Annotated in this window: 23 protein-coding genes; 8 read left to right on the forward strand and 15 right to left on the reverse strand. The window is 32.9% G+C overall.

Annotation, left to right across the window (positions count from 1 at the left end; translation table 11 throughout):
• Positions 1-3 precede the first annotated feature (3 nt).
• From AC2D8I_RS09995 to AC2D8I_RS10005, 3 genes are all read left to right on the forward strand, one after another.
• Positions 4-465, forward strand: a complete 462-nt coding sequence (locus tag AC2D8I_RS09995; RefSeq protein ID WP_484705862.1) for a tRNA (cytidine(34)-2'-O)-methyltransferase — start codon at positions 4-6, stop codon at positions 463-465.
• Positions 466-904: 439 nt separating this feature from the next.
• Positions 905-1,732, forward strand: coding sequence for a HEAT repeat domain-containing protein (locus tag AC2D8I_RS10000; protein WP_484705863.1), 828 nt, complete (start codon positions 905-907; stop codon positions 1,730-1,732).
• 2 nt (positions 1,733-1,734) lie between these two features.
• Positions 1,735-2,628, forward strand: a complete 894-nt coding sequence (locus tag AC2D8I_RS10005) for a hypothetical protein (RefSeq protein WP_484705864.1) — start codon at positions 1,735-1,737, stop codon at positions 2,626-2,628.
• A gap of 5 nt (positions 2,629-2,633) precedes the next feature.
• Here the strand turns inward: AC2D8I_RS10005 and AC2D8I_RS10010 are convergent, their stop codons facing one another.
• The 5 genes from AC2D8I_RS10010 to AC2D8I_RS10030 form a co-directional block, all read right to left on the reverse strand.
• Positions 2,634-2,873 (reverse strand): VF530 family protein, encoded by a 240-nt coding sequence (locus AC2D8I_RS10010; RefSeq protein ID WP_484705865.1) that lies wholly within the window; start codon positions 2,871-2,873, stop codon positions 2,634-2,636.
• Between the two features lie 2 nt (positions 2,874-2,875).
• The gene (locus tag AC2D8I_RS10015) at positions 2,876-3,085 is read right to left on the reverse strand and encodes a DUF6500 family protein (protein WP_484705866.1); all 210 of its coding nucleotides are present in this window, start codon (positions 3,083-3,085) and stop codon (positions 2,876-2,878) included.
• Between the two features lie 9 nt (positions 3,086-3,094).
• Positions 3,095-4,402, reverse strand: a complete 1,308-nt coding sequence (locus AC2D8I_RS10020) for a DEAD/DEAH box helicase (RefSeq protein ID WP_484705867.1) — start codon at positions 4,400-4,402, stop codon at positions 3,095-3,097.
• A 153-nt stretch (positions 4,403-4,555) separates the two neighbouring features.
• Entirely contained in the window at positions 4,556-5,959 is a 1,404-nt protein-coding gene (locus tag AC2D8I_RS10025; RefSeq protein ID WP_484705868.1) for a M20/M25/M40 family metallo-hydrolase, read from the reverse strand.
• A gap of 128 nt (positions 5,960-6,087) precedes the next feature.
• A complete protein-coding gene (locus AC2D8I_RS10030; protein WP_484705869.1) occupies positions 6,088-6,966 on the reverse strand; it encodes a PPK2 family polyphosphate kinase in 879 nt (292 codons plus the stop codon).
• Positions 6,967-7,102: 136 nt separating this feature from the next.
• Between AC2D8I_RS10030 and AC2D8I_RS10035 the strand changes: the two genes are divergently transcribed.
• On the forward strand, positions 7,103-8,314 hold the full coding sequence (locus tag AC2D8I_RS10035) for a hypothetical protein (protein ID WP_484705870.1): 1,212 nt from the start codon (positions 7,103-7,105) through the stop codon (positions 8,312-8,314).
• Between the two features lie 19 nt (positions 8,315-8,333).
• Here the strand turns inward: AC2D8I_RS10035 and AC2D8I_RS10040 are convergent, their stop codons facing one another.
• From AC2D8I_RS10040 to AC2D8I_RS10060, 5 genes are all read right to left on the reverse strand, one after another.
• Positions 8,334-9,497: a sigma-54-dependent transcriptional regulator gene (locus AC2D8I_RS10040; RefSeq protein WP_484705871.1), complete on the reverse strand. Its 1,164-nt coding sequence runs from the start codon at positions 9,495-9,497 to the stop codon at positions 8,334-8,336.
• 118 nt (positions 9,498-9,615) lie between these two features.
• Positions 9,616-10,929 (reverse strand): ABC transporter permease, encoded by a 1,314-nt coding sequence (locus AC2D8I_RS10045; protein ID WP_484705872.1) that lies wholly within the window; start codon positions 10,927-10,929, stop codon positions 9,616-9,618.
• A gap of 5 nt (positions 10,930-10,934) precedes the next feature.
• A complete protein-coding gene (locus tag AC2D8I_RS10050) occupies positions 10,935-11,861 on the reverse strand; it encodes an ABC transporter ATP-binding protein (RefSeq protein ID WP_484705873.1) in 927 nt (308 codons plus the stop codon).
• A gap of 296 nt (positions 11,862-12,157) precedes the next feature.
• The gene (gene dnaJ / locus AC2D8I_RS10055; protein ID WP_484705874.1) at positions 12,158-13,270 is read right to left on the reverse strand and encodes a molecular chaperone DnaJ; all 1,113 of its coding nucleotides are present in this window, start codon (positions 13,268-13,270) and stop codon (positions 12,158-12,160) included.
• 9 nt (positions 13,271-13,279) lie between these two features.
• Positions 13,280-13,819 carry a nucleotide exchange factor GrpE gene (locus tag AC2D8I_RS10060; protein ID WP_484705875.1) on the reverse strand — a complete coding sequence of 180 codons (540 nt, stop codon included), beginning with the start codon at positions 13,817-13,819 and terminating at the stop codon, positions 13,280-13,282.
• A 200-nt stretch (positions 13,820-14,019) separates the two neighbouring features.
• On the opposite strand from AC2D8I_RS10060, the gene AC2D8I_RS10065 reads away from it, so the two are divergent.
• Together AC2D8I_RS10065 and AC2D8I_RS10070 are read left to right on the forward strand one after the other, a co-directional pair.
• A complete protein-coding gene (locus AC2D8I_RS10065; RefSeq protein ID WP_484705876.1) occupies positions 14,020-14,667 on the forward strand; it encodes a YceI family protein in 648 nt (215 codons plus the stop codon).
• A gap of 225 nt (positions 14,668-14,892) precedes the next feature.
• Entirely contained in the window at positions 14,893-15,519 is a 627-nt protein-coding gene (locus AC2D8I_RS10070) for a hypothetical protein (RefSeq protein ID WP_484705877.1), read from the forward strand.
• An 8-nt stretch (positions 15,520-15,527) separates the two neighbouring features.
• Here the strand turns inward: AC2D8I_RS10070 and AC2D8I_RS10075 are convergent, their stop codons facing one another.
• The 3 genes from AC2D8I_RS10075 to AC2D8I_RS10085 all read right to left on the reverse strand — a co-directional run bounded on the left by AC2D8I_RS10075 (position 15,528) and on the right by AC2D8I_RS10085 (position 17,758).
• Positions 15,528-16,436, reverse strand: coding sequence for a TIGR01777 family oxidoreductase (locus tag AC2D8I_RS10075; protein WP_484705878.1), 909 nt, complete (start codon positions 16,434-16,436; stop codon positions 15,528-15,530).
• A 73-nt stretch (positions 16,437-16,509) separates the two neighbouring features.
• On the reverse strand, positions 16,510-17,196 hold the full coding sequence (gene mnmC2 / locus AC2D8I_RS10080) for a tRNA (5-methylaminomethyl-2-thiouridine)(34)-methyltransferase MnmC2 (protein ID WP_484705879.1): 687 nt from the start codon (positions 17,194-17,196) through the stop codon (positions 16,510-16,512).
• 1 nt (position 17,197) lies between these two features.
• The gene (locus tag AC2D8I_RS10085; RefSeq protein ID WP_484705880.1) at positions 17,198-17,758 is read right to left on the reverse strand and encodes a DUF4920 domain-containing protein; all 561 of its coding nucleotides are present in this window, start codon (positions 17,756-17,758) and stop codon (positions 17,198-17,200) included.
• A gap of 114 nt (positions 17,759-17,872) precedes the next feature.
• Between AC2D8I_RS10085 and AC2D8I_RS10090 the strand changes: the two genes are divergently transcribed.
• Positions 17,873-18,928 carry a branched-chain amino acid aminotransferase gene (locus tag AC2D8I_RS10090; RefSeq protein WP_484705881.1) on the forward strand — a complete coding sequence of 352 codons (1,056 nt, stop codon included), beginning with the start codon at positions 17,873-17,875 and terminating at the stop codon, positions 18,926-18,928.
• Between the two features lie 55 nt (positions 18,929-18,983).
• On the opposite strand, the gene AC2D8I_RS10095 is transcribed toward AC2D8I_RS10090, so the two are convergent.
• Both AC2D8I_RS10095 and AC2D8I_RS10100 read right to left on the reverse strand, forming a co-directional pair.
• On the reverse strand, positions 18,984-19,367 hold the full coding sequence (locus AC2D8I_RS10095; protein WP_484705882.1) for a pyrophosphohydrolase domain-containing protein: 384 nt from the start codon (positions 19,365-19,367) through the stop codon (positions 18,984-18,986).
• Between the two features lie 46 nt (positions 19,368-19,413).
• Positions 19,414-20,169, reverse strand: a complete 756-nt coding sequence (locus AC2D8I_RS10100) for an SDR family NAD(P)-dependent oxidoreductase (RefSeq protein ID WP_484705883.1) — start codon at positions 20,167-20,169, stop codon at positions 19,414-19,416.
• A gap of 1,038 nt (positions 20,170-21,207) precedes the next feature.
• Here AC2D8I_RS10100 and AC2D8I_RS10105 point away from each other — a divergent pair.
• Positions 21,208-22,938, forward strand: a complete 1,731-nt coding sequence (locus AC2D8I_RS10105; protein ID WP_484705884.1) for a thiol-activated cytolysin family protein — start codon at positions 21,208-21,210, stop codon at positions 22,936-22,938.
• Positions 22,939-23,144 lie beyond the last annotated feature (206 nt).

Here is a 23,144-nt window from a genome sequence, read left to right on the forward strand (position 1 = left end):
CAAATGCCTTTAAATATAGTATTAATAGAACCTGAAATTCCTAATAACACAGGAAATATAGGCCGATTAACTTTGGCTTCAGGTTCTCATTTGCATTTGGTAAAACCCTTTGGTTTCGAAATTACAGACGCGAGATTAAAACGTGCAGGTTTAGATTATTGGCAACATTTAAACCTCCATTATTATGAAAATATTGAAGATTTCTTCAACAAGCATACCAATGCAAAAATGGTTTTCCTATCCAGTCATGGCACAAAAAGCCATTGGAATATTCCATTTGAAGATCATTTATTTTTAGTGTTCGGAAAAGAATCTGTAGGACTCCCAAAAACAATCACCCAAAAGTATCCTGATTCTCTTTATAAAATTCCTTTATACAGTGAGCATATTCGCAGTTTAAACATTGCTAATGCAGTGAGTATAGTCGTTTATGAAGGCTTAAGGCAAATATCAGAAGTAAAATAAAAAGAGGAGCTACTCTCTTTACGCCTCTAAAAAATATTCTTAAATTTAGTGTTAACGTCTACAAATTTTTAATTCAAATTTCTAACACTATTCCCTAAACACAAACCACACTCAAACACCTAAATAACAGCAAATTAAAACCTAAAAAAAAGTACCCGTATTTTATAAAATGACGATTACTTTTTTTGGGGTTTAAACCATGCTCTGCTACATTTGCTTTCATAATAATTCAAAAAATAATCATTATGCAAAGTGAACACAAATTTCGTCTGGATGAGTTAAGCGCACCTGTAAGTCCGCAAGTCTCTGCAGAAAGCTCTTCAATGTCCATCGTTGACCTTACAACACTTCTTTTAGGATACATTTTGTAAGACAAATTATAGAGCCTTTCATTATTTAGTTTAATGAAAGGTTCTTAATTCTAAAATCACATTAAGGTATGAATATTCACTTAACGCAATTTCACACAGCCATTAAAGACTTAGAAGACAAACATTTTCTTTCTGAAGCTAAAATACATTTAGAGGCGCTTTTAAAAACTTCTTTTTTAATTAAACTGGTAAACGAGCATCTTTATAAATTAAATGCTCAAGAGCATTATTACCCAACACGTTCCTCCATTAACTACTGGCATATTTTAACAACAAAAGCTTTTACTTTAACGCTTGTTAAAATAAAAAAAGAACAAAATTCAAAAGTTATCAATTCCTATCCTTATGATAAAATAATAGTGCCTTTAACTGAAGACATTTCTTATAGCCATTATAAGCAACCCAATCCTTTTCCTATAAATATATTGGATAAAACTAAAAAATTAATCCCTTTAGCCATTCGCAAAACATTAAGTAAAAACACACCGTATGATATAAAAAAACACGAAGATGTCTTTTCCTATCATGGAGGGTTAGCTCAGGAATCTATCCTACTTTCTTTCTCTTGTAGAAAAGCTCAATCCTTTGGTTGGGAATACGATACCAATACACTATATCCATTGCGTTTGGTAACTAACATCTTGCAGTCTGCAAGATTGGAACATACCTGTAAATTATTAGGAGAGTTAGGCAATGAAAGCGCACTACCAAATTTATTTATGTTCCTGAAAAATCCATATCATAATGTGAGATGGGAAGCTGCTAGAGCTATTATGAATATCAATTTCAATAAAGGCATTGAAGCCTTACTATGTCTTAAAAAAGATACGCATCCTGATATTATTGAATCCGTAGAAAAAGCACTAAATAAAATCGCTGCATTAAAAATTAATTAACCATGGCTATTACGATTAACACACCCAATATAAAAGAAAGTATATCACTTCAAGATTTTATTGCGTTTTCTAAACAAACAATAAAGGCAAATGACGATGATTCCCTCTTAGAGTGCTCAAAACACTTAAAAATGTTATCTAACAACACGCAGTTTATCTCCGATTACATCAACGAGCAGTTAAAGGACTTGGCTTCATTTCAAAATAACAATGCCTATGGCATTCAAAGCACATTATTACATATTAATGATGTTTTTTATATTAGAATCAATGCATGGCCTAGCATATCTGAACATAAAGATGTTAGCGTTTGGCAAAAAGACCTATACCATCATGTTCGTGCACACGATCATAATTTTTCGTTTATAACTGTAGGCTGCCATGGGAAAGGCTATAAAACAAATATTTGGGAATACGATTATGATAAAGTAATGGGCTATGTTGGGGAGAAAGTAGATTTATCATTTTTAGAACAGACTTCATTACCCAAAGGTAAGGTTATGTACTATAGAGCTTCCAAAGACATACATACCCAAATTCCTCCAGAAGAATATTCAATTTCATTGAATATTATGAAACGAGGCCATTCATTTTTAGACAAAGAACAATATCATTTTGATCTCGAAAAAAAAATAATTACTGGGATTGCACCAGGTTTTGGAACAGGTCGCTATTTTTTAATGAATTTAGCGAAACAAATAGCCACCCCTGAAACAGAGGCCCTTTTAGAGCAATTAGCAACTCAGCATAAAGCACCTCATGTTAGAGCTCAAAGTCATAAAGCGTTATGGGAATTAAATGCAGATGAATCTTTATTATTTAAAGCATTAAATGATAAAAGTTTTATTGTTCAAGACTTTGCAAAACGTATATTGGAGACAAATACGCAGACATGAAGCGTTTAGATATACTCGTTTTTAGATTGTTTTTTAAGCATTTGTAGATAAAAATTTTCAACTTTTGTTCTTGCCCAAGGCGTACGTCTTAAAAACTTTAAACTAGACTTTACAGATGGGTTATCTGTAAAGCAACGAATTTTTATATTGTAACCTAAATATTCCCAACCATAATAGGCTTCCAAAGCGACAATAATTTGTTCTAGTTTAACACCGTGCAAAGGGTTGTTAGGTTGAGACGCCATAATTAAACAACTAATTTTTTTATTTTAACAGCTTTTTCAAAATGATTTAACTTGTGAGTCATAATCCACCATTCTGCAACTTCCATAAGTAATTCTGGATTATCATTCTTATTTGAAAAAAAAGCATAAAAAGACAGTCCCACATTTTCGCCTTTCTGCGCGATTTTTTGATTACAAACAGCTATTATTTTAGCCCTTAAAATGGAATTCATATTCTGATATTAATCTCTTCTTTCATTAGAACGTCTAGAGGAAGTATTTCTATTTTTAGGCCGTCTAGAATTTCGTCCCTTATCTCTAGTAGCTCTACCGCCGCCTTCAGTATTAGACTTTTTAGATCTAGAATACCGCTGTTGCCTTCCTTGACCTTGCTTTATAGGTTCTGTAGAGGCATTAGGGTCTGGTTCAAAGCCTTCAATAATCTCTGTAGGAATTTTTATACCCACTAATTTTTGAATATCTCTTAAATAAGTAGTTTCGTCTGCACTAACCAAAGAGATAGCTTCTCCACTTGCTCCTGCTCTACCTGTTCTTCCTATACGGTGCACATAATCCTCGGATATATTAGGGATTTCAAAATTAATTACATGAGGTAATAATGGAATATCTAAGCCACGAGCAGCTATATCTGTAGCGACTAACACACGAACACTTCCACTTTTAAATCCTGCTAAGGCTTTCGTTCTTGCGCCTTGACTTTTATTTCCATGAATGGCTGCTGCGGTAATACCTGCACTTACCATTTTTTTACAGAGTTTGTTAGCACCGTGTTTTGTTCGCGTAAATACTAAAACTTGTTTCCAGTCCCCCTCAGAAATAAGTTTAATTACCAAATCTGTTTTTTTACCTTTGGCAACTCTATATACTTTTTGGCTAATTGCTTCTGCTGTTGAGTTCTCTGGTTCTGCTTCAACTTGCACTGGATGATGTAAAATCCCTTGTGCTAGTTTTTTTATATCTTTTGAAAATGTTGCAGAGAACATTAGGTTTTGACGACGTGCTGGCATAATTTTCATAACACGTTCAATATCCCTTAAAAACCCCATATCCAGCATACGATCTGCTTCATCTAAAACAAAAATTTCTACTTTTGATAAAGACAGTACACCTTGGTTATGCAAATCTAGCAATCGGCCTGGTGTAGCGACCAAAACATCAACACCTTGGCGTAAGTTTGCTATTTGCGGCTTCTGATTTACGCCTCCAAATATAACTGCTGAGCGTAAATTTAAAAATTCACTATATTCCTTTACATTAGCATATACTTGAGCTGCCAATTCTCGTGTTGGGGTTAATACCAATGCGCGTACAGGTTTATGCCTTAAAGACTGTCCTTGAGATAGCAAATGTAATAATGGTAATGTAAATCCTGCTGTTTTACCTGTTCCTGTTTGTGCCGAAGCCAATACATCCTTACCTTCTAAAACTGGTGGTATTGCTTTTTCTTGTATTGGAGATGGTACTGTATATCCTTTTTTGCTAATAGCTTTTAGCAAGGCTTCGGATAAGCCTAAAGACTTAAATGACATATAAATTGTTTCTTAAATGACAATCTATTTTTAGCGCCATTCTTTATTAGCCTGCAAAGATACATCTAATTTTACTCGTTGTCATTATTTTTAAGTTGATTTTATTTGTTACGAACAAGTTACAGCTTTTAAAATACCCTAAACAAAGGCGCTCTAATCTTTAACCGCTTTATTCTCTGTTATAGGATTTGTGCCGTATTTATCGAACAGATATACTAAAGTGGTCATTGTTGCAGCTCCTAACTCTAACTCGCGTTTATTTACAGCATCAAAAGTATCGTTACTAGCATGATGATGATCAAAATAGCGTTGTGAGTCTGGACGCAACCCCGCCAGGACATTACCATCATTTTTTAATGGTCCTACATCTGCACCGCTTCCTCCTTGTTCGAAATAATGTATTAAGTATGGTTTAAACAAAGGTTTCCAACTTAATACCTGGTTATAGTTAGCATCACTACAATCAAAACTAAACCCTCTTGGTGTAAAGCCTCCCGCATCACTTTCTAAAGCAAATACATGTTTTTCTTTATTTTTTTTAGCTTCTGACGCATATTTTTTTCCGCCACGCAATCCATTCTCTTCATTCATAAATAACACCACCCGAATACTTCTTTTAGGCTTTATTCCTGATGCTTTTAGCAATCGCAATACATCCATAGATTGTACCACTCCTGCACCATCATCATGGGAACCATCACCTAAATCCCAAGAATCTAAGTGTCCGCCAACAACCATATATTCATTAGGAAATTCACTTCCTGTAATTTCGCCTATCACATTATAGGATAATACATCTTTTAACTGTTTACAATTTTGTCTAAAATAGAACTTAAGTGTTTTATCTAATTTTAGTATGCTCGATAATTCTTCTGCATCATTTGTACTTATTGCTGCCGACGGTATGCGCTGCGCATTGGGTAAATCGCCATAACTCATACTACCTGTATGTGGAAAATCGTCTAGCCTTAAATTCATTGAACGCACTATAACTCCTACTGCTCCATATTTACCTGCTTCCATAGCCCCTGCATAACGCTGATTTACACAACCACCATACGCATTAAATGTTGAAATTAAATCGGCTTGCATTGGTCTGTTGTAAAACACGATTTTACCTTCAATGTTTTCTTTACCTAGCCGTTTTAAGTCTTCAAAATTTTGAACTTCAATAATATTGGCTTTTATACCTAATGGATTGGTAGCTACAGATCCTCCTAAAGCGCAAATATTAACTGTAGTTGTTTTCCCCGAGGCACTTTCATAATAGGCATATTCTTTGGCACCTCTTACCCACTTTGGAACCATTACTGGCTGTAACCACACCTTATCCAATCCTAGCTTATCCAATTCTTCTTTACTCCAAGCTACTGCTTGTTCTGCATTTAACGACCCCGAAAGCCTTCCACCAATGGCATTAGACAAATGGTCTAACCATTCATAACTTTTCCCATTTGTTAGTGATGTTGTATAGATCTTTTTTATGACTTCTTCATCTGTTTGAGAAAACATTATTATTGAGAATAATAATGTTAAAGGAAAAATAAATGCTTTCATTCGTTTTTTTTTAATGTTTTAAAGATAGTATTTTCAACACATACTGTAATTAAAATAACCTTATAAAATAATACTAATCGGAACGTTTTTTATTGCTTAAAAATAAAACGCTAGTATTTCCCTTAATTTTACTCGTTATTTAATGCTTGCTTATACTGTTTTAAATTAGCCTTTGTCTTAGCATCTAAAGCTGGCTCTTGAATATCTGCATAGGTTTTTAGCGTATCATATAATATTTTAGCGACAATATAACGTGCTGTTGATTTATCATCTGCAGGAATGTTATACCATGGTGCATGGTTTTTAGATGTTTTATTTATAGCAGCTTCGTAGCAGCTTTGATATTCTCCCCATAGTTTACGCTCTTTAAGATCTCCTGCCGAGAACTTCCAATTTTTTTCTTTTTTATCCAAACGTCGCAATAGCCTCTTTTTTTGCTCATCTTTAGAAAGGTTTAAAAAAAACTTAAATACAATTGTTCCATTATCGGTTATGTGCTTTTCAAAATTATTTATTTGTTCAAAACGAGAGTCCCAAAAAGCATCATCTATATCATTTATCGACTGAACTGTTGGAATATTTTCTTCCAAAATATAATCGGGATGTACTCGTGTTACTAAAACATTTTCATAATGTGTTCGGTTGTGCACACCAAATTTACCTCTTGCTGGTAATTTTAAATAATGGCGCCATAGGTAATCGTGTTTTAATTCGAGAATTGTTGGAGCCTTAAAGCTTTGCACCTCTACTCCACGAACATTAAAATCTTTAAAAACCTCCCTAATTAAGCTGTCTTTTCCTGCGGTATCCATACCTTGTAAACACACTAAAACAGAATACTTACTATGTGCATACATTGTATCTTGAAGCGCTCCTAATCTTCGTCTTAGTTTTCTTAGTTTCTCTTCAATCTTATCTTTTGAAACCTTTAGATCCAAAAATGTTTTTTGATCTTCTATTTTAATTTTTGAAGTGATCTTAAAGTCTTCTATTTTAATATTTTTCATAGTGTTAAATTCTATTATTGCTAAATATACAAATGTTTGTTAATATCTTTCGATAGCTATTCTTTTATTTAACACACTAATATTCAATACTTTTTGTAAATTTAAAGTATCGCTCTCTTAATCAGACCAACATTTAATGACGCTAAAAAAAATAGTATTTTTTTTAATAGTTATTATTAACCCATCCCTTTTTGCTCAACACAGCAAGGATAATAAAACTTCTTCTATAAAAAACGGCATCTCTAAGCCTAGTATATTATCGACCAATCCTTTTGGTATTTTTATTTCTCGTTTAAATCATAATTTTAAAATAAAAGCCTCTTCCCGTTATGAAATAGATATAAGCATAGAAAGCGGTAATGTTTGGGGTCCCAATGTTAAAACCTACATCCCTAATAATGAAGATATAATAAAAGAAATGCGCGGGGTAGATTGGTTTTCAAGACAATATTTATACCAAGAAGAGACCCTAGATGCGCAATCTTATGAGCTTGAAATTGATGGTGTAATAAAAGGATTTCGAAGCAACTTAACTCTACCTATAAATAATCAACAAGAATTAGTACTAGGGTTTAGAGCATTTATACTAACCAATGGTAGATTTCCATTTTCTTCATTAACTAGCGATGGTTTTATTGAATTTTTTCATGACAATGTTGCTGGCGGAAAAAACCCTTTTGACCGCATGGTGTTTGGCTATGATAAGGCACATATTAAATATACCGATAGGAATGGAAATCACTTAGATTTAAACGCTAATGATTTTATATTTGGCGGCATAGAAACCCATTATTATTACTATCCTAACGCATTAAATTCTAAACAAATTTATTTAAATTTTGGGACACATGTAGGTATTAACATGTCTCAATATAACACCGCTATAGATCTAGGATTATCCCTTGCTGTTGTTAAGGCTTTATATTTTAATAAGCGCCATTTTATGCTATTGGGTTTGGGAACCAATGGTATTAGAAAGAATACTATAGACTTAAAACGTGAAAACATGGATTTTGGGACTAATGATTTTATTGGTAGTTTAGAAACAAGTATAGAATATAATTTTATCTCAAAAGGAAACACAACACATTCTTTTGGCATAAGTTTCTATATACAAACTAGCCTTAATCAAAAAGATGAAGCAGAATACGCCATACATGTTCGTGATGATGCGGCCTTTAATTCATGGCAACATGGTACCAAACACTTATATAAAAACAATAATTATTGGACTTTCATTTACTCCATAACTAGAAAAGTGCAAACGTCATTTTACTTACAACAAGATTTTACGGTTAACAACAATCCTGATTTACAAACCGGTATAGGCATTAAATTTGGTCTATAAAAACAACCTTATTTTTTAATTATTTTGAAGCAAATGACTTTACATCCTGTACACTAACTTCATTACCTCCAAGAATAATTAAACGCTCGATAACATTACGAAGTTCCCTTATATTTCCTGTCCAATCATATTCTTGTAATAGTTTTATAGCCTTTTCTGAAAATGTTTTTTGCGCTGTACCTTGCTCTCTAGCAATTTTCTTTGTAAAATGATTTACAAGTAATGGAATGTCATCTCTCCTATCGTTAAGTGCTGGTACCTGAACCAAAATAACTGCTAATCTATGGTATAAATCTTCACGGAATTTCCCCTCGGCAATTTCCTTTTTCAAATCTTTATTGGTTGCTGCAACAACCCGAACATCAACTTTAATATCCTTATCGCTCCCTACTCTTTGAATTCTACTTTCTTGCAATGCTCTTAAAACTTTTGCTTGAGCAGACAAGCTCATATCGCCTATTTCATCTAAAAAAATAGTCCCGCCGTTTGCTGCTTCAAATTTTCCTGCTCTATCTTTTGCTGCACTAGTAAAGGCACCTTTTACATGACCAAACAATTCACTCTCTATTAATTCACTAGGTATTGCAGCGCAATTAACTTCTATCATGGCTGCTTTGGCTCGTGCACTTTTTTCATGTAGCCAGTGTGCTACAAGTTCTTTACCTGTTCCATTAGGCCCTGTGACTAGTACACGCGCATCTGTTGGAGCAACTTTATCTATAATATTCTTAATTTGAGAAATGGCATCACTCTCTCCAATCATTTCGTATTTCTTACTTACTTTCTTCTTTAAAATTTTATTCGCAACAACCAGTTCCTTTCTATCCAAAGCATTGCGAACAGTATTTAGTAATCGATTTAAATCTGGTGGTTTCGAAATATAATCGAAAGCTCCTAATCTCATCGTATTAACAGCTGTATCTAAATCGCCATGTCCAGAAATCATAACAATCGGAATTTCTGGTTTTATTTTCTTTACGGCTTCCAAAACTTCAACACCATCCATTTTAGGCATTTTAATATCGCAAAGAACTAGATCGAAATCTTCCTTCTTAATTTTTTCGATACCAACTAAACCGTTTTCAGATTGATCAACTTCATACGTATTATTTTCTTCAGATAGTATTTTCACTAATACTCTTCTAATCGCAGCTTCATCTTCTATTACTAATATTCTTGGCATTCTTCTTAAATTTAATTTCTGTTCTTAAATAAAACGGATTTGTTTTCCCAACTCTTTCTTAAAGCGCTTTTTTAACTATCCATAAATGGTTATATAACATCTTATTTACGTTATTATTTTAATATCGCAACCATTTTAAAAGCTCTTTATAACTTGTTTTTTTACCATACATTAAAATACCGACTCTATATATCTTTGCTGCAAACCAAACCGTAAGCATAAATGTACTTATTAATAATAACAATGACAGCACTTGTTGCCATATTGGAACCCCAAACGGAATACGCATTAACATAACGACTGGTGAGGTGAATGGTATAAAAGAAAAAATGGTAGATACTGTACCATGTGGGTCTTCAACAACTGTAAAACCACCAACATACACCGCCAACATTAAGGGCATTATTATAGGAAGCATAAACTGTTGTGTATCGGTTTCATTATCTACAGCTGCTCCAATAGCTGCATATAAAGAACTATACAATAAATAGCCGCTCAAGAAAAATAACACAAATGCAATTACAAGATTTGTTAAGGGCAAGCTATTAACTGCTAGAAATACATTCTGAATTAACATTCCTGCATCTTGGTTTTCCATGGTTTGCTGCATTAATTGCTGCTGGGGTGTTTGCATTTGAGATAAATCTATCCCTAAAACAAATGGCAATACCAGCATTAATATACTTCCTATAATTATCCAAATAGTAAATTGTGTAACGCCTGCTAATGATGTTCCTATAATTTTGCCAAGCATTAATTGCACCGGTTTTACTGAAGAAATAATAATTTCTATAATTCGACTGGTTTTTTCTTCTATTACAGAGCGCATAATCATATTTCCATAAATAATAATAAACATAAATAGCAAATAACCTGCCAAAATACCAAAACCTAATTTAACATAGCTTTCAACTTTCGAGGTTTTCTCGCCACTAAAATTCTCTTGATTTATAGTCACATTTATTTTTGATGTTTCTATTTTCGCTAAATCTATGCCTTCTTCAAGTCTTTTTAAATTAGTAAGTTTTTGCTCTATTTCAAACTCTAAATCAGATATTAGTGTTAGCGATGGTGATTCCTCTGAATAAAAACTAATGTGCTTTGCTACTGCTTTCAAATTTGAAAACTTATCTACATATAACAACCCATAATATTCTTTTTCTGCTGAAATTGTCTTTGCATTTTCTAAAGAAATATTATCCAATAGGTGATACTTTATTGTTTCTGTATCCTTTAATATGTTTTTTACAATCCCTGATTCATCTAATACAGATATCGTTTTTATTTTATTGTTATTTAATTGAGATAAATAAGATACCAAAAGAATAAGCCCTATCATTATTAACGGACTTAAAATAGTCATAATGATAAACGACTTATTTTTAACCTTGGTTAAATATTCTCGTTTTATAATAAGTGGTAGGTGATTCATAATCTTTAATTACTCTTTATTGCTTGAATAAAAATATCGTTTGCGCTTGGGATGAGTTCAACAAAATGAGAGACCTGTCCTTGGCTTGTTAAATAGCTCAGCAAATCGTTAGCTGTATCTTTTTTAGATAATTTTATGTTTAACTTTAATTCCCCGCCTATGGTTCTAAAATTTGCAGGTGCAACAGAAAAGCGCTCTGCCAAAGCCTGTTCTACAACAGCATGGTTATCTGCATTAATACCAACCTCGTAAGTATTCGTCTTATATTGCCGCTTTATTTCGGTTAAATTTCCATCCAAAATCTTATTGGATTTATGAATAAGTGCTATGTGGTCACATAATTCCTCTACAGATTCCATCCTATGTGTTGAGAAAATAACAGTAGCACCTTCCTTTTTTAACCTAAGGATTTCATCTTTTATTATGTTTGCATTTATGGGATCAAAACCTGAAAAAGGCTCATCGAAAATAAGTAATTTGGGTTTATGTAAAACGGTCACAACAAACTGAATTTTTTGTGCCATCCCTTTTGAAAGTTCTTGTATTTTCTTATTCCACCAGTCTCCTATTTCTAAGCGGTCGAACCACTCTAGCAAACGCTTTTTAGCCTCTGCTTTTTGCATTCCTTTTAATTGTGCCAAATATAAGGCTTGTTCTCCCACTTTCATCGATTTATACAGCCCTCTTTCTTCTGGCAAATATCCTATATCTTTTACATGGTAAGGCTGTAAAGGTGCTCCATCGAGCAATACGCGGCCAGTATCTGGCATTGTAATTTGGTTTATAATACGTATCAAGGTTGTTTTGCCAGCCCCATTAGGTCCTAAAAGGCCAAAAATACTTCCTTCTGGAATGGCAATAGATGCATTGTTTAGTGCCGTAAAATCACCGTATTTTTTAGAAACTGAATGTGTTTCTAATAAGTTGCTCATAATATGGATTTAAGAATATAATAAAAAGTTGTGTAAATATAAAAAATGTTCCTAGGAGTACTTTCCTGCTTTACATTTTTTTTAATGGTTTCTATAAGAAAAACAAAACCCACCCTTAGTAAACTAAGGATGGGAAAAAATTGCTATGAAAAAGAAAAATTATCGCTAATTTTCATCAGCGATGAATCAAATATAGTCTTTTTTACGAGACAAACACAGAATGATTTAAAATAAGTTCTGCTTATCTGAAAAAAATCCCGTTAAAAAAAAGGATTTAATATTTTAGAAGTATAAGACTATGAAAACATATCTTTTACTTTTTCAAAAAAAGATTTATCAGAACGTTCTGGCTTTGGTACAAAATGTTCGTCATCTCTCATTTTTTCAAAAAATTCTTTTTGAGACTTACTCAATGTTTTTGGTGTCCAGACGTTAACATGTACTAAAAGGTCCCCTTTTCCATAGCCATTAATACTAGGAATCCCTTTACCACGTAAGCGTAATATTTTACCCGATTGCATTCCTGCTTCAATCTTGATACGCACCTTTCCTGTTACAGTATCTATTTCTTTTGATCCTCCCAAAACAGCATCTGATAAGCTTACATACAAATCGTAATGTAAGTTATCTCCTTCTCTTTGAAGGGTTTCATGTGCTTCCTCCTCGATTGCCACTAATAAATCTCCAGAAACACCATTCCCTGGCGCTTCATTTCCTTTTCCAGAAACTTTAAGTTGCATGCCATCTACTACACCTGCAGGTATTTTCACAGAAATAGCTTCCTCTTTTACTATAAAACCATTTGCATCTGCATTTGCTGGTTTTTTATCTATAGTTTGCCCTGCCCCTCCACAAGTTGTACATGTAGTTGCTGTTTGCATTCTTCCCAAGATCGTATTAGTAACGCGCATAACTTGCCCAGAACCATTACAGGCTGTACATGTTTTATAAGTTGTTCCTTCTGCTTGAACTTTGCGCTTTACCTTTATTTTCTTTTCTACGCCATTAGCTATTTCTTCTAGCGTCAATTTTACACGAATACGAAGATTACTTCCTTTTACACGACGTTGTCCACCGCCTCGACTTCCTCCAAATCCTGAAAAACCACCTCCAAAGATGTCTCCAAACTGGCTAAAAATGTCGTCCATATTCATTCCGCCACCGTTAAAGCCTCCGCCACCACCTTCAAAAGCTTGATGACCATATTGGTCATAACGTGCTTTTTTATCTGGGTCACTCAATACTTCATATGCCTCTGCAGCTTCTTTAAACTTTCCTTCAGCACTTTTATCATCAGGATTTTTATCTGGATGAAACTCTATCGCTTTTTTACGGTATGCTTTTTTTATTTCAGCAGCCGTAGCATTCTTTGCAATGCCTAATATCTCGTAAAAATCTGTTTTTGCCATCTTCTTTTTTTATTGGCCTATAACCACTTTTGGAAAACGAATTACCGTATCTCCTAATTTGTATCCTTTTTCTACAACATCTACAATTTTACCTTTTAAATCCTCATTTGGTGCAGGGATTTGAGTTATTGCTTGATGAAAATCCGCATCAAAAACATCGCCAGATTTCACTTCCATCTCAGACAATCCTTTTTGACTTAAAGTGGTTTTTAATTTTTGACTAATTAATTCAACTCCTTTTAAAAGATCTTTCTCATCTGTTTTCGAGATTTCTGAATAAGCTCTGTCAAAATCATCCAAAATAGGTAACAATGACACTATTACATCCTTACTTGCGGTTTGAAATAACTCAATACGCTCTTTAGAAGTTCTTTTTTTATAGTTTTCAAACTCAGCAAATAAACGCAAAAATTTATTTTTTTCTTGCGCCAATTCTTCTTGTAATTGTTCTTCTACGGTAAGTTCTAAAGTCTCCGTGGTTTCTGCTGTTTGTGTAGCTTCTGCTTGTTCTGCTACTATTTCCTCTTTGTTATTTTTCGTTTTACTCATTTTTGTATCCTATAGATTTTAAATACATTTAAACGTTTGCAAAAGTACTGCCATTATTACAAAAATGCCAAAATGTCATTTATATTTTTAGCCTAACCTTATTTTATAATGACAGCACATATCTCTTAAAAAAATGCTTTTAATAATACTAATTCTTTATTTTTGACTCAAAATAAATACCCCTTAAAATGAAATATAAAATGAAAAAAAGAGTCTTAAAAATATCAGCTTTAATAGCTATTACTATACTTTCAACAGGATGCAAAGAAAAAACTGCCAATGCAACAGTAGAGGAAGCAAAAGCAGTTACAAAAGTTGTTTCAGAATCAAAATATAATGTCATCGCTTCCGAATCTATGATCCATTGGAAGGCTAATAAAGTTGTAGGTAGTCATGAAGGCACTATAAATTTATCTAAAGGTCATGCGCTATTTAAAGGTAACGCATTAATAGGCGGTCACTTTAGTTTTGATATAAAAACGTTAAAAAACACAGACATCCCTGCAGATAGTGAAGATAACGCTAAATTAGTTGAGCATTTATTAGACAAAGATTTTTTTGATGCAGAACAATTCCCTGATGCTACTTTTGAAATCACAGCTGTAGAGGGCAATAAAGTAAGTGGGAATTTAACGTTAAAAAATATTATGAAAAATATTACATTCCCCGCAAATGTTGTTATGACGAATAATACTGTATCTATTACAAGCGCGCCCTTTACCATTGATAGAACTTTATGGGGTATTACGTACCACTCTGGAACTGTTATGGATCCTGCAAAACTAGGCGATTATATGATTAACGATAATGTTGAAATTAAAATTGTAGTAAAAGCGACTAAAGCATAAATTAATATCATATTATAACCTCTAAAACCACTCAATGTTTTAAACCTTTGAGTGTTTTTTTTATTCAATAATGTTGTAAGGCGCCTAGTGCTTCACTATAACTGAATGATTTACATTAAACGTAAATAAAATACCTTTTATCGAAAAAAAACACATATAAATCATTTTAATCAGGTTTTTTTAATAAAAATATCAGATTTTCGCGCTCCGAAATCTAAAATGACAATGAAAAAGATATTATTATTCCTACCACTATGTTCTTGTTTTTTTATGCATTCTCAAGTGGGTATTGGCACGGTTTCACCTACCGAAACACTTGATGTAAATGGAACGGTTGCGATAAGAGATTTATCCTCTAAAACTTCTGGGGTTACAAAATTGGTTGGAGAGAACAATAACGGTGTTTTAGGAAATGTTACTCTTGGAACTACCTTAAGACTAAACAATGGAGTACTCAATGCTACATCTACAGCCTCAGGAACCTATTTTTATCCTGCTATAATTACGGGTAACTTTTCTAACGGCACACATAACAACTACAATTTTAACCTTAATGGAGGCAATAAAAACAAAACTGTTTTTATAATAAGACAATCCTCTGGCAATGTGCAACCCACAACTTTCACTGGCTTTTCTGGAGGAAAAGATGGCAGAGTCATTATCTTAAAGAGTGATTCTCAGAATATGGGAATAACAATAAGGAATGAGAGTTCTAGTTCCATCGCAAAAAACAGAATTAGATTTTCTAGTGGTAACGGAAACAGCATGAATGTTAATGGGTATGGATCGTTAACATTTGTATATGTAGGATCTGACCAAAGGTGGCACTTAATAAACCGTAACGTAAATTAATTATTTTATTACTGCGATATTAAGCCTTGTAATGCACTATCCAAATTATAGTATTTAAAGCAAAAACCTGCATTTTCTATTTTTTGAGCACTTACACGTTGACTTTCAAATAAAAGTATATGCATTTCTCCAAGGATTAAAGCCATTAGTTTCTTTGGAACATTAGGCAATACTAATGGTCGCTTTAAATACTGAGCCATTACTTTAGTAAGTACTTCATTAGTTTCTGGGTTTGGAGAAACGCCGTTATATATCCCTTTTAGTTTATATTCTAATACATATAAAAATAAATAAGCCAAATCGCTAAGATGAATCCAAGATTGCCATTGTTGCCCTGATCCCATAGTAGCCCCCATACCATAGCGTATTGGTTTTATCATTTCTGGAAAAGCACCGCCTTTACTTGATAAGACAAGCCCAATTCTTATTTTTGAAACAATAATATTCAATTTAGAAAAAGTATTAACTTCTGCTTCCCATTGTTTTACTACTTGCCCCAAAAACGATGTGCTTACTTGAGTTTCGTCTTCTGTATAATAATTCGTTAGAGAGTCTGGATAATAACCAATAGCACTTGCGGTTATGATTTGCTTGATATCATTTTTATGATTACTTAATGTTTGATAAAGTAATGCAGTTGACTTTAATCGGCTATCCAAGATTTTATTTTTATACTTTTTGGTCCAACGTTTGGATATACTAGCGCCAGCTAAATGTATAATAGCATCGACACCTTTTATACAATTAGTATCGATACTATTTTTACTTGGATTCCAATAAAACCCTTTATAAGCGTTATTAGTTTTATGCTTTATTTTTTTAGTTGTTAAATAATTTACAGCAATACCTTTTTCTTGGCAACACTTTACAATTTCGCTACCAATTAAACCTGTTGCTCCAGTAATTAAAACTCGCATTGCTAACCTTTTTTATATAAATTTACAAAATAGTAGCACAGAAGACCTCTTGTTTGTGTTAGGTTTAACATAACTACGCTTTGGTCGCCCTCAACATATGTCGCTTTCCTGGTGGCCCTTCCAGTTTTTCTATTTTAAAACCTGCGCTTAACATCGCTCGTCTGGCGTTACCTTGTGCGCAATATGTTACTAGAATTCCCCCTCGTCTTAGTGCGGAGTACATTTTTTGAAATATTGCAACTGTCCATAATTCTGGCTGAACTCTCGGCCCAAAAGCATCAAAATAAATAACGTCATATAACGCTTTGTCCTGTATCTCAGAGAATAGCATTTGTTGTTTTTTTAAGCTAAAATAATTAGAAACAGGATACATTTCTTCCCAAAGACTAGTATGAAGCGTATTGAAAAGTTTTGCTCGACTTTTTTCTTGTAATGCTTCTACGTAATTAAGTTGCTTTAATTCTTCGTCTGAGATTGGGTACGCTTCAACAGCAGTATATTTTATATTTATTTTTAAAGAATCAGCTTGTAGCAATGTTAAAAACGTATTCAAACCTGTTCCAAAACCGATCTCTAAAACAGAAACATCACTCTTTTCACCCTTAAAGACATCCCTAGTCAAAGCATAATGTAAGCCTTGTTTTAAATACACATATTCTGCTTCTTGAATAGCGCCATGTTTAGAATGATACTGTTCGTTCCAATCTATTATTTGTATGGTTTTGGAACCATCTTGAGTTGTTATAATTTCGCGTTTCAAATTAGTTCTTTAATAATACGCCATCTGCTTCAAAAGAATATGTACGCTTTGGTTCTGTTATAGCGGCTATAGCGTCTTTGGTTTCTCCTGCATCCGCTGCATAATGGCGTTGCTCATCTACAGAAACTTCTTTCACATAAGCTTTCCCGTTTACAACGACATTCTTTCCTTCAATATCTTTAGGCATGAAAAAACCATAATCTTTAAATTTTACCATCACTTGCTCTCCATTATCTAAGTTTAGTTTCATCCAGCAACCTTTGGCTTTACACACATCACCTACCTTCGCAACCATTTTAACCGCTATACTATCACCCGTTTTTAAACCTTCATAATGCTGAATCATTGTTTTTACAGGCACCGCATTTTCTGTATCAATGTTTTTCCCAAAAGACTCGTAACTAGCCAATGTTTTAATTGCTTTTTCATTTTTAGATTTGTCTTCTAAAACTTTAGATGATGTATTGTTTACATCCGATTCTTTCTTTGAAATTGTCTTCTTTTCATTGCTACAAGAGGTTAATCCTAAAATTAAAATAATTAACACGCTATATTTTCTCATTACTTTTATGGTTTTGTTGGTTTTTTTATCTTCTCAAAGATAGTATTTTACTCATAAATACCGCTTTGGTAAGTCTTATTTCTTTACTTTTGCAATCTGAAAAAGAATAAAAAAATGGGGACTACTATAAAGATTACAAAAGCTGAAAATTCTAAAATTGACAACGTAGATTTTAATAACTTAGATTTCGGAAAAGTTTTTACCGATCATATGTTTTCTTGCGATTTCAAAGACGGTAAATGGCAAACCCCAAAAGTAACACCATATGCTCCATTAACTATAGATCCTTCTGCCAGAGTTTTTCATTATGGTCAAGCTGTTTTTGAAGGTATGAAAGCCTATAAAGATCAAGAAAACCAAGTTTGGCTTTTTAGACCTAAAGACAATTTAGAGCGTATAAATATTTCCGCATCAAGGTTGGCAATGCCTGAATTCCCAAAAGATTTATTCTTTGAAGGTTTAAGCACCTTATTAAAACTGGATGATCAGTGGATTCAAAATACAGAAGGAAGCGCTATGTATATTAGACCTTTTATAATCGCTACTGAACCTGCTATTTCGGCCTCACCTGCTGCGGAGTATAAATTTATGATCATACTCTCACCAGCACAGTCTTACTACGCAGGTGAAGTTCGTGTTAAGATTGCAGATAAATATAGCCGGGCTTCTAACGGCGGAGTCGGTTTTGCTAAGGCTGCTGGTAACTATGCGGCTCAATTTTACCCTACTGCATTAGCGAATCAAGAAGGCTACCAGCAAATTATTTGGACAGATGCTAGTACACATGAATATTTAGAAGAAGCTGGTACAATGAATGTTTTTTTTAGAATTAACGATACCTTAGTTACAGCTCCAACTAACGATAGAATTTTAGATGGTATTACAAGAAAGAGCATTATACAATTAGCGAAAGACAACGGTATTACTGTCGATGTTAGACAAATAAAGGTAGGCGAACTTATTGAAGCAGCGAAGAATAATAGCTTAAAAGAAATATTTGGCTCTGGAACAGCAGCTGTAATAAATCCTATATTAGGATTTAAACACAAGGATTTTAAACACGAATTACCAAAAACAGAAAACACTTACGCTTCTATGTTTAAAACCCAATTAAATGCCATTCAATACAATACTGCTGAAGATCTGCATGGATGGAGATACAAAATATAAACAACACATATCATAAAAAAAAGAAAAGCAACCTTTTAATCGGTTGCTTTTTTTATTACTTTAAAATATCGGAGATATTAGGTTTAAAATAATTAGGCCCTTTTAAAACCTTACCATCTTCTCTATAAATAGGCTCTCCATTCGCTCCTAACTTACTCATATTACTACGTTGTATTTCATTAAAAACAGCCTCTATTTTATGTTGCATACCATGTTCTATTATAGTACCGCATAATATATATAACATATCACCCAGTGCATCTGCGACTTCAACCAAATCATTAGTCCTTGCTGCTTCAAGATATTCTTCATTTTCTTCTTTCATAAGATTAAAACGCAATTTGTTTTTCTCTTCACCTAAATTTGCTTTTGGGGTTTCTCGATGGCCGATTTTAAAGGCGGTATGAAACGCTTTTACAGCTTCTATTTTATTTTTCATATAAAAACTTTATTTAATAAAAATTCGATTCTTTAATATTTTAAAATTACATTACTTTTTTAATTATCCAAGATGGCACAAACATTAAAACTAACGCAACCAGATTCCATCGTTTTGAAATATAAACACGTCGTTTTCTTCTTTTAATAGCTTTGTGTATTTGACACGCAGCCTTATCTAAAGGTACCATCCAAAATATTTTATCACCTAAAGCCATTTTAGTATCAACAAATCCTGGTCTTATATCTGTAATATAAACAGCCTTACCTTCTATTTCTTTAGCCTTAAAATACAGTGACTCTAAATAATTTACTTGATATGCCTTAGACGCAAAATAAGCTGGCGCCTCCCTATTTCCTCGTAATGATGCTATTGATGAGATGGCTACTAAATGACCAAACCCCTGATTTTTAAATAAATTAAATGCCAAATCATAAATCTTGGTAGCCCCCATAATATTTGTTTGAATGGTTTCTTGCTCTTTTTCCCATTCTAAATTTGGGTTTTCATAACCAATCCCTGAACTATGAATAATTAAATCTACCGTTTTTAACTCTAAAATTATTGTATTGAAAATACATTCCGAAGCTTCAATATCCTTAACGTCGTGTTTATATGTTAAAATATTTTTAGAATATTCTTCTGCTATCGTTTTTAATAGTTTTTGCCGCCTTCCTGTAATAGCTATTCTATATTCCGCTTTAACAAGCTGTTCGATTAGCGCTTTTCCTATCCCAGAAGTGGCACCAAAAATTATGGCATTAGGCATATTATTCTTATTTTTGATGCGTTGAAATTTCATATTCAACATTAGATTCTAAAAATAGGTATATGTTTAGTACAGGACAATTAATTTTTGCAGTTTTATTTGCCATCGCTTTTATATTTGTGATGATATATACCTATAGAAAAGATTTAAAATTTCACAAACAAAACTATAAAGGAGTCCTCTGGGTACTTTTAGCTTTTCTTTCATTTATAGGATTTATTGTTGCCATAAAAGTATTTTTTAAATAGGTAACCCCATTTAATCAGCTCTTTTCATTAACTTTCCATCAAAATTTTCATTACGATATTTAAAACACCTGTTATTGGGTATTTTTTCATGCTTGTATTTCAGCACTCAAATACATTAGTTTGAAATTTAAAATACGACTCCAATCTATTTAGGGTCTAAACTACTGTAAATACACATAGAAAAAATATGATTCGCATTCTTAAACTAAAAGGAAAAGGCGAATTAATGCGTTATACTGTATAAAAAAATACAAATTCCCCTGATTTTAAATTTTAAAAAACTAACAACAACCCACCGTTAAACCCTGTAAAATCATAAATTTTAACCTAAAAAAACACCAATAAATCATAAAAATTCTTAAAAAAACCACTTTAACAATGTAAGTTCATTCTATTTAATCGACTAATTAAGGTTTTATTATAAATAATTAAAAAGTGAATAAAACACAGACAAACAAAACAATTAACAATAATCTTAACATTTTTTCTAATATTTACATAAAATAAGTTGCTTTTAAATAAAAAAAAATTAGTTTTGCTCCCCGATAATTATTTTTATAGTTAAGTATACTAGTCGCTATAATTATAATTTTAATTATCAAACAATAAAGTAAGTGACTACGTATTCCCCAAATGCAATGGAACTACATTATGAATTCTATACTATTTATAGAACTTCATTTATGTTAATAATAATCTACATATAAATATTTCAATTAAAAGAAGTATCTATAATGGTTTTCTTCAATTGTAGCGCCATCAAAAATGGTAAAATGATATGACACCCCTTACTTTTTAATCTAAATTTAATTTTAAAAAAACGATGAAATATACAACTCGTATAGTATTAACATTGTGTTTACCTATGTTAATCGCATCTTGTTCAAATGAAGAACCGCTTCATGTAGAGAATAAGATAGCAAAAACCCCTTATACTCAATTATTAAATGACAATACCCCTGATGGCATTAGTAATTTTAGTATTACAGATATAGAAAATAATACCGCTTCTAAAGGTTTAGTGGAAGTCAATTGCGTTGATCAAGAGGTAAGTTTTGATAAAACGGACTCAGAATTCTTTTTGATAAACCCCAACGGAAGTTTACTTTGGCCTGGTAACATTGTTGGATTAAGAACAATACAAGAAGGCGCTCCTGCTTCAGTTCCGCTTTATGATGAAAACAGAAACGCTATTGAAATTGGTCTTGATGTTATTTCTGGAACTACAGCTTCTACTTCAACAGTAGTAACATCACCTAGCCCTGGTAAAGTTCGAGATGAATTAAATGGTATTTTAAATGATTATTATGCCTCAGAAGCTTCATTCCCTGCTGCTTTTGAAGTTTCTATTGAACGTATTTATAACGATACCGATTTACAATTTGCCTTAAATGCTGGATATTCAGGTTACGGAGCAACTGTAGCTGGTGAATTGGGTATTAATTTTAATGAGCAAAAAACACGTTATGTCGTGACTTTAAAGCAACGTTTTTTTACCGCTCACGTTACGCCTAAAGCAGGTTTAATAGGTAACAACGGATGGTTCAACTCTACTGTAACACCTAATGATTTAAGCAACTATGTAACCGACTATCAAAATGTACCAGATCATATAGCAAATCCATCTGGTTATATCGAATCGGTTACTTACGGTAGGTTATTTACACTTATTTACGAGTCTAACGACAGTGCAAGAGAAGTTTCTGCTGCTCTAAATTTCGCATATAAAGGTTCTATTGGCGATATTACTGTAGATGCTTCTACGCAATACAGTGAAACGCTAAATAACTCTACTGTTAAAGTGAAGCAAATTGGAGGAAATGCACAATCGGGTATTATCGCAGGTTTACAAGCTATGGCTGGTAACTTAGATGCTATTGGTACATTCCTAACAGATGGAGCAGATGTGTCTAGTACAAACCCAGGCTATCCTATTTCTTATAAAGCAAACTATATTAATAATAACAATCCGTTTAAAGTAACGAGTAACGTTTCTTATACACAAAGAAATTGCGATTTAGCATCCAGAAGAACAATACGTTTCAACCCTTTTGAAGTTCACACGAATTATTATGCTTACGATCATGGTACTTCTGGAATGGAGCTTTACGGCTTCTTTAAAGTACAAAAGTATGACAACCATACTAATAACTGGTATGATATTACATCACCTATTAGTTGGGGCTATAACTACGAGCATACTTCATTAGATTTATATGGTTTTGGTCACGCTTATAATATTCGTAACAGAAGTGCTTTTAGAGATTTCGAAGTTGATCAAGTTAACGGCTCACGCTTTAGAGTTCTTTCCATAGCTGGTGAATGTGATTCCAGCTGCGTTATCCAACAAAATGGAGGTACAACATCTACAGTATATGAGTATAATGCACAAAGTGAGCAATGGGTAGGCTATGGTGGTCGCCAGTCTTCACCTACTATTCCAAATACCAATAATACTAACAACGCACATGAGTTCTTAAACTCAGTTGATGGATATTATGGTGGCGAATATGATAGAATTGCGATTTACTACGGGATATACTTCTTAGATTAAGAACTTTTTATCTTCTATTTTAGTTAAACTCTGATTAATAACCAGATTAAAAATGAATACACTAAACCTGAACAATAGAGTTATTGTTCAGGTTTTTTTTATTAAAAACACATAGAACTCTAATTATCTAGGAGTCCAAAAATTATCGTTATCTCATTCGTTTCAAGTAAAGTCTAACGCTATTTCAAGACGAGACTCATTAAATA

Source organism: Lacinutrix sp. YIN62 (assembly GCF_057219185.1).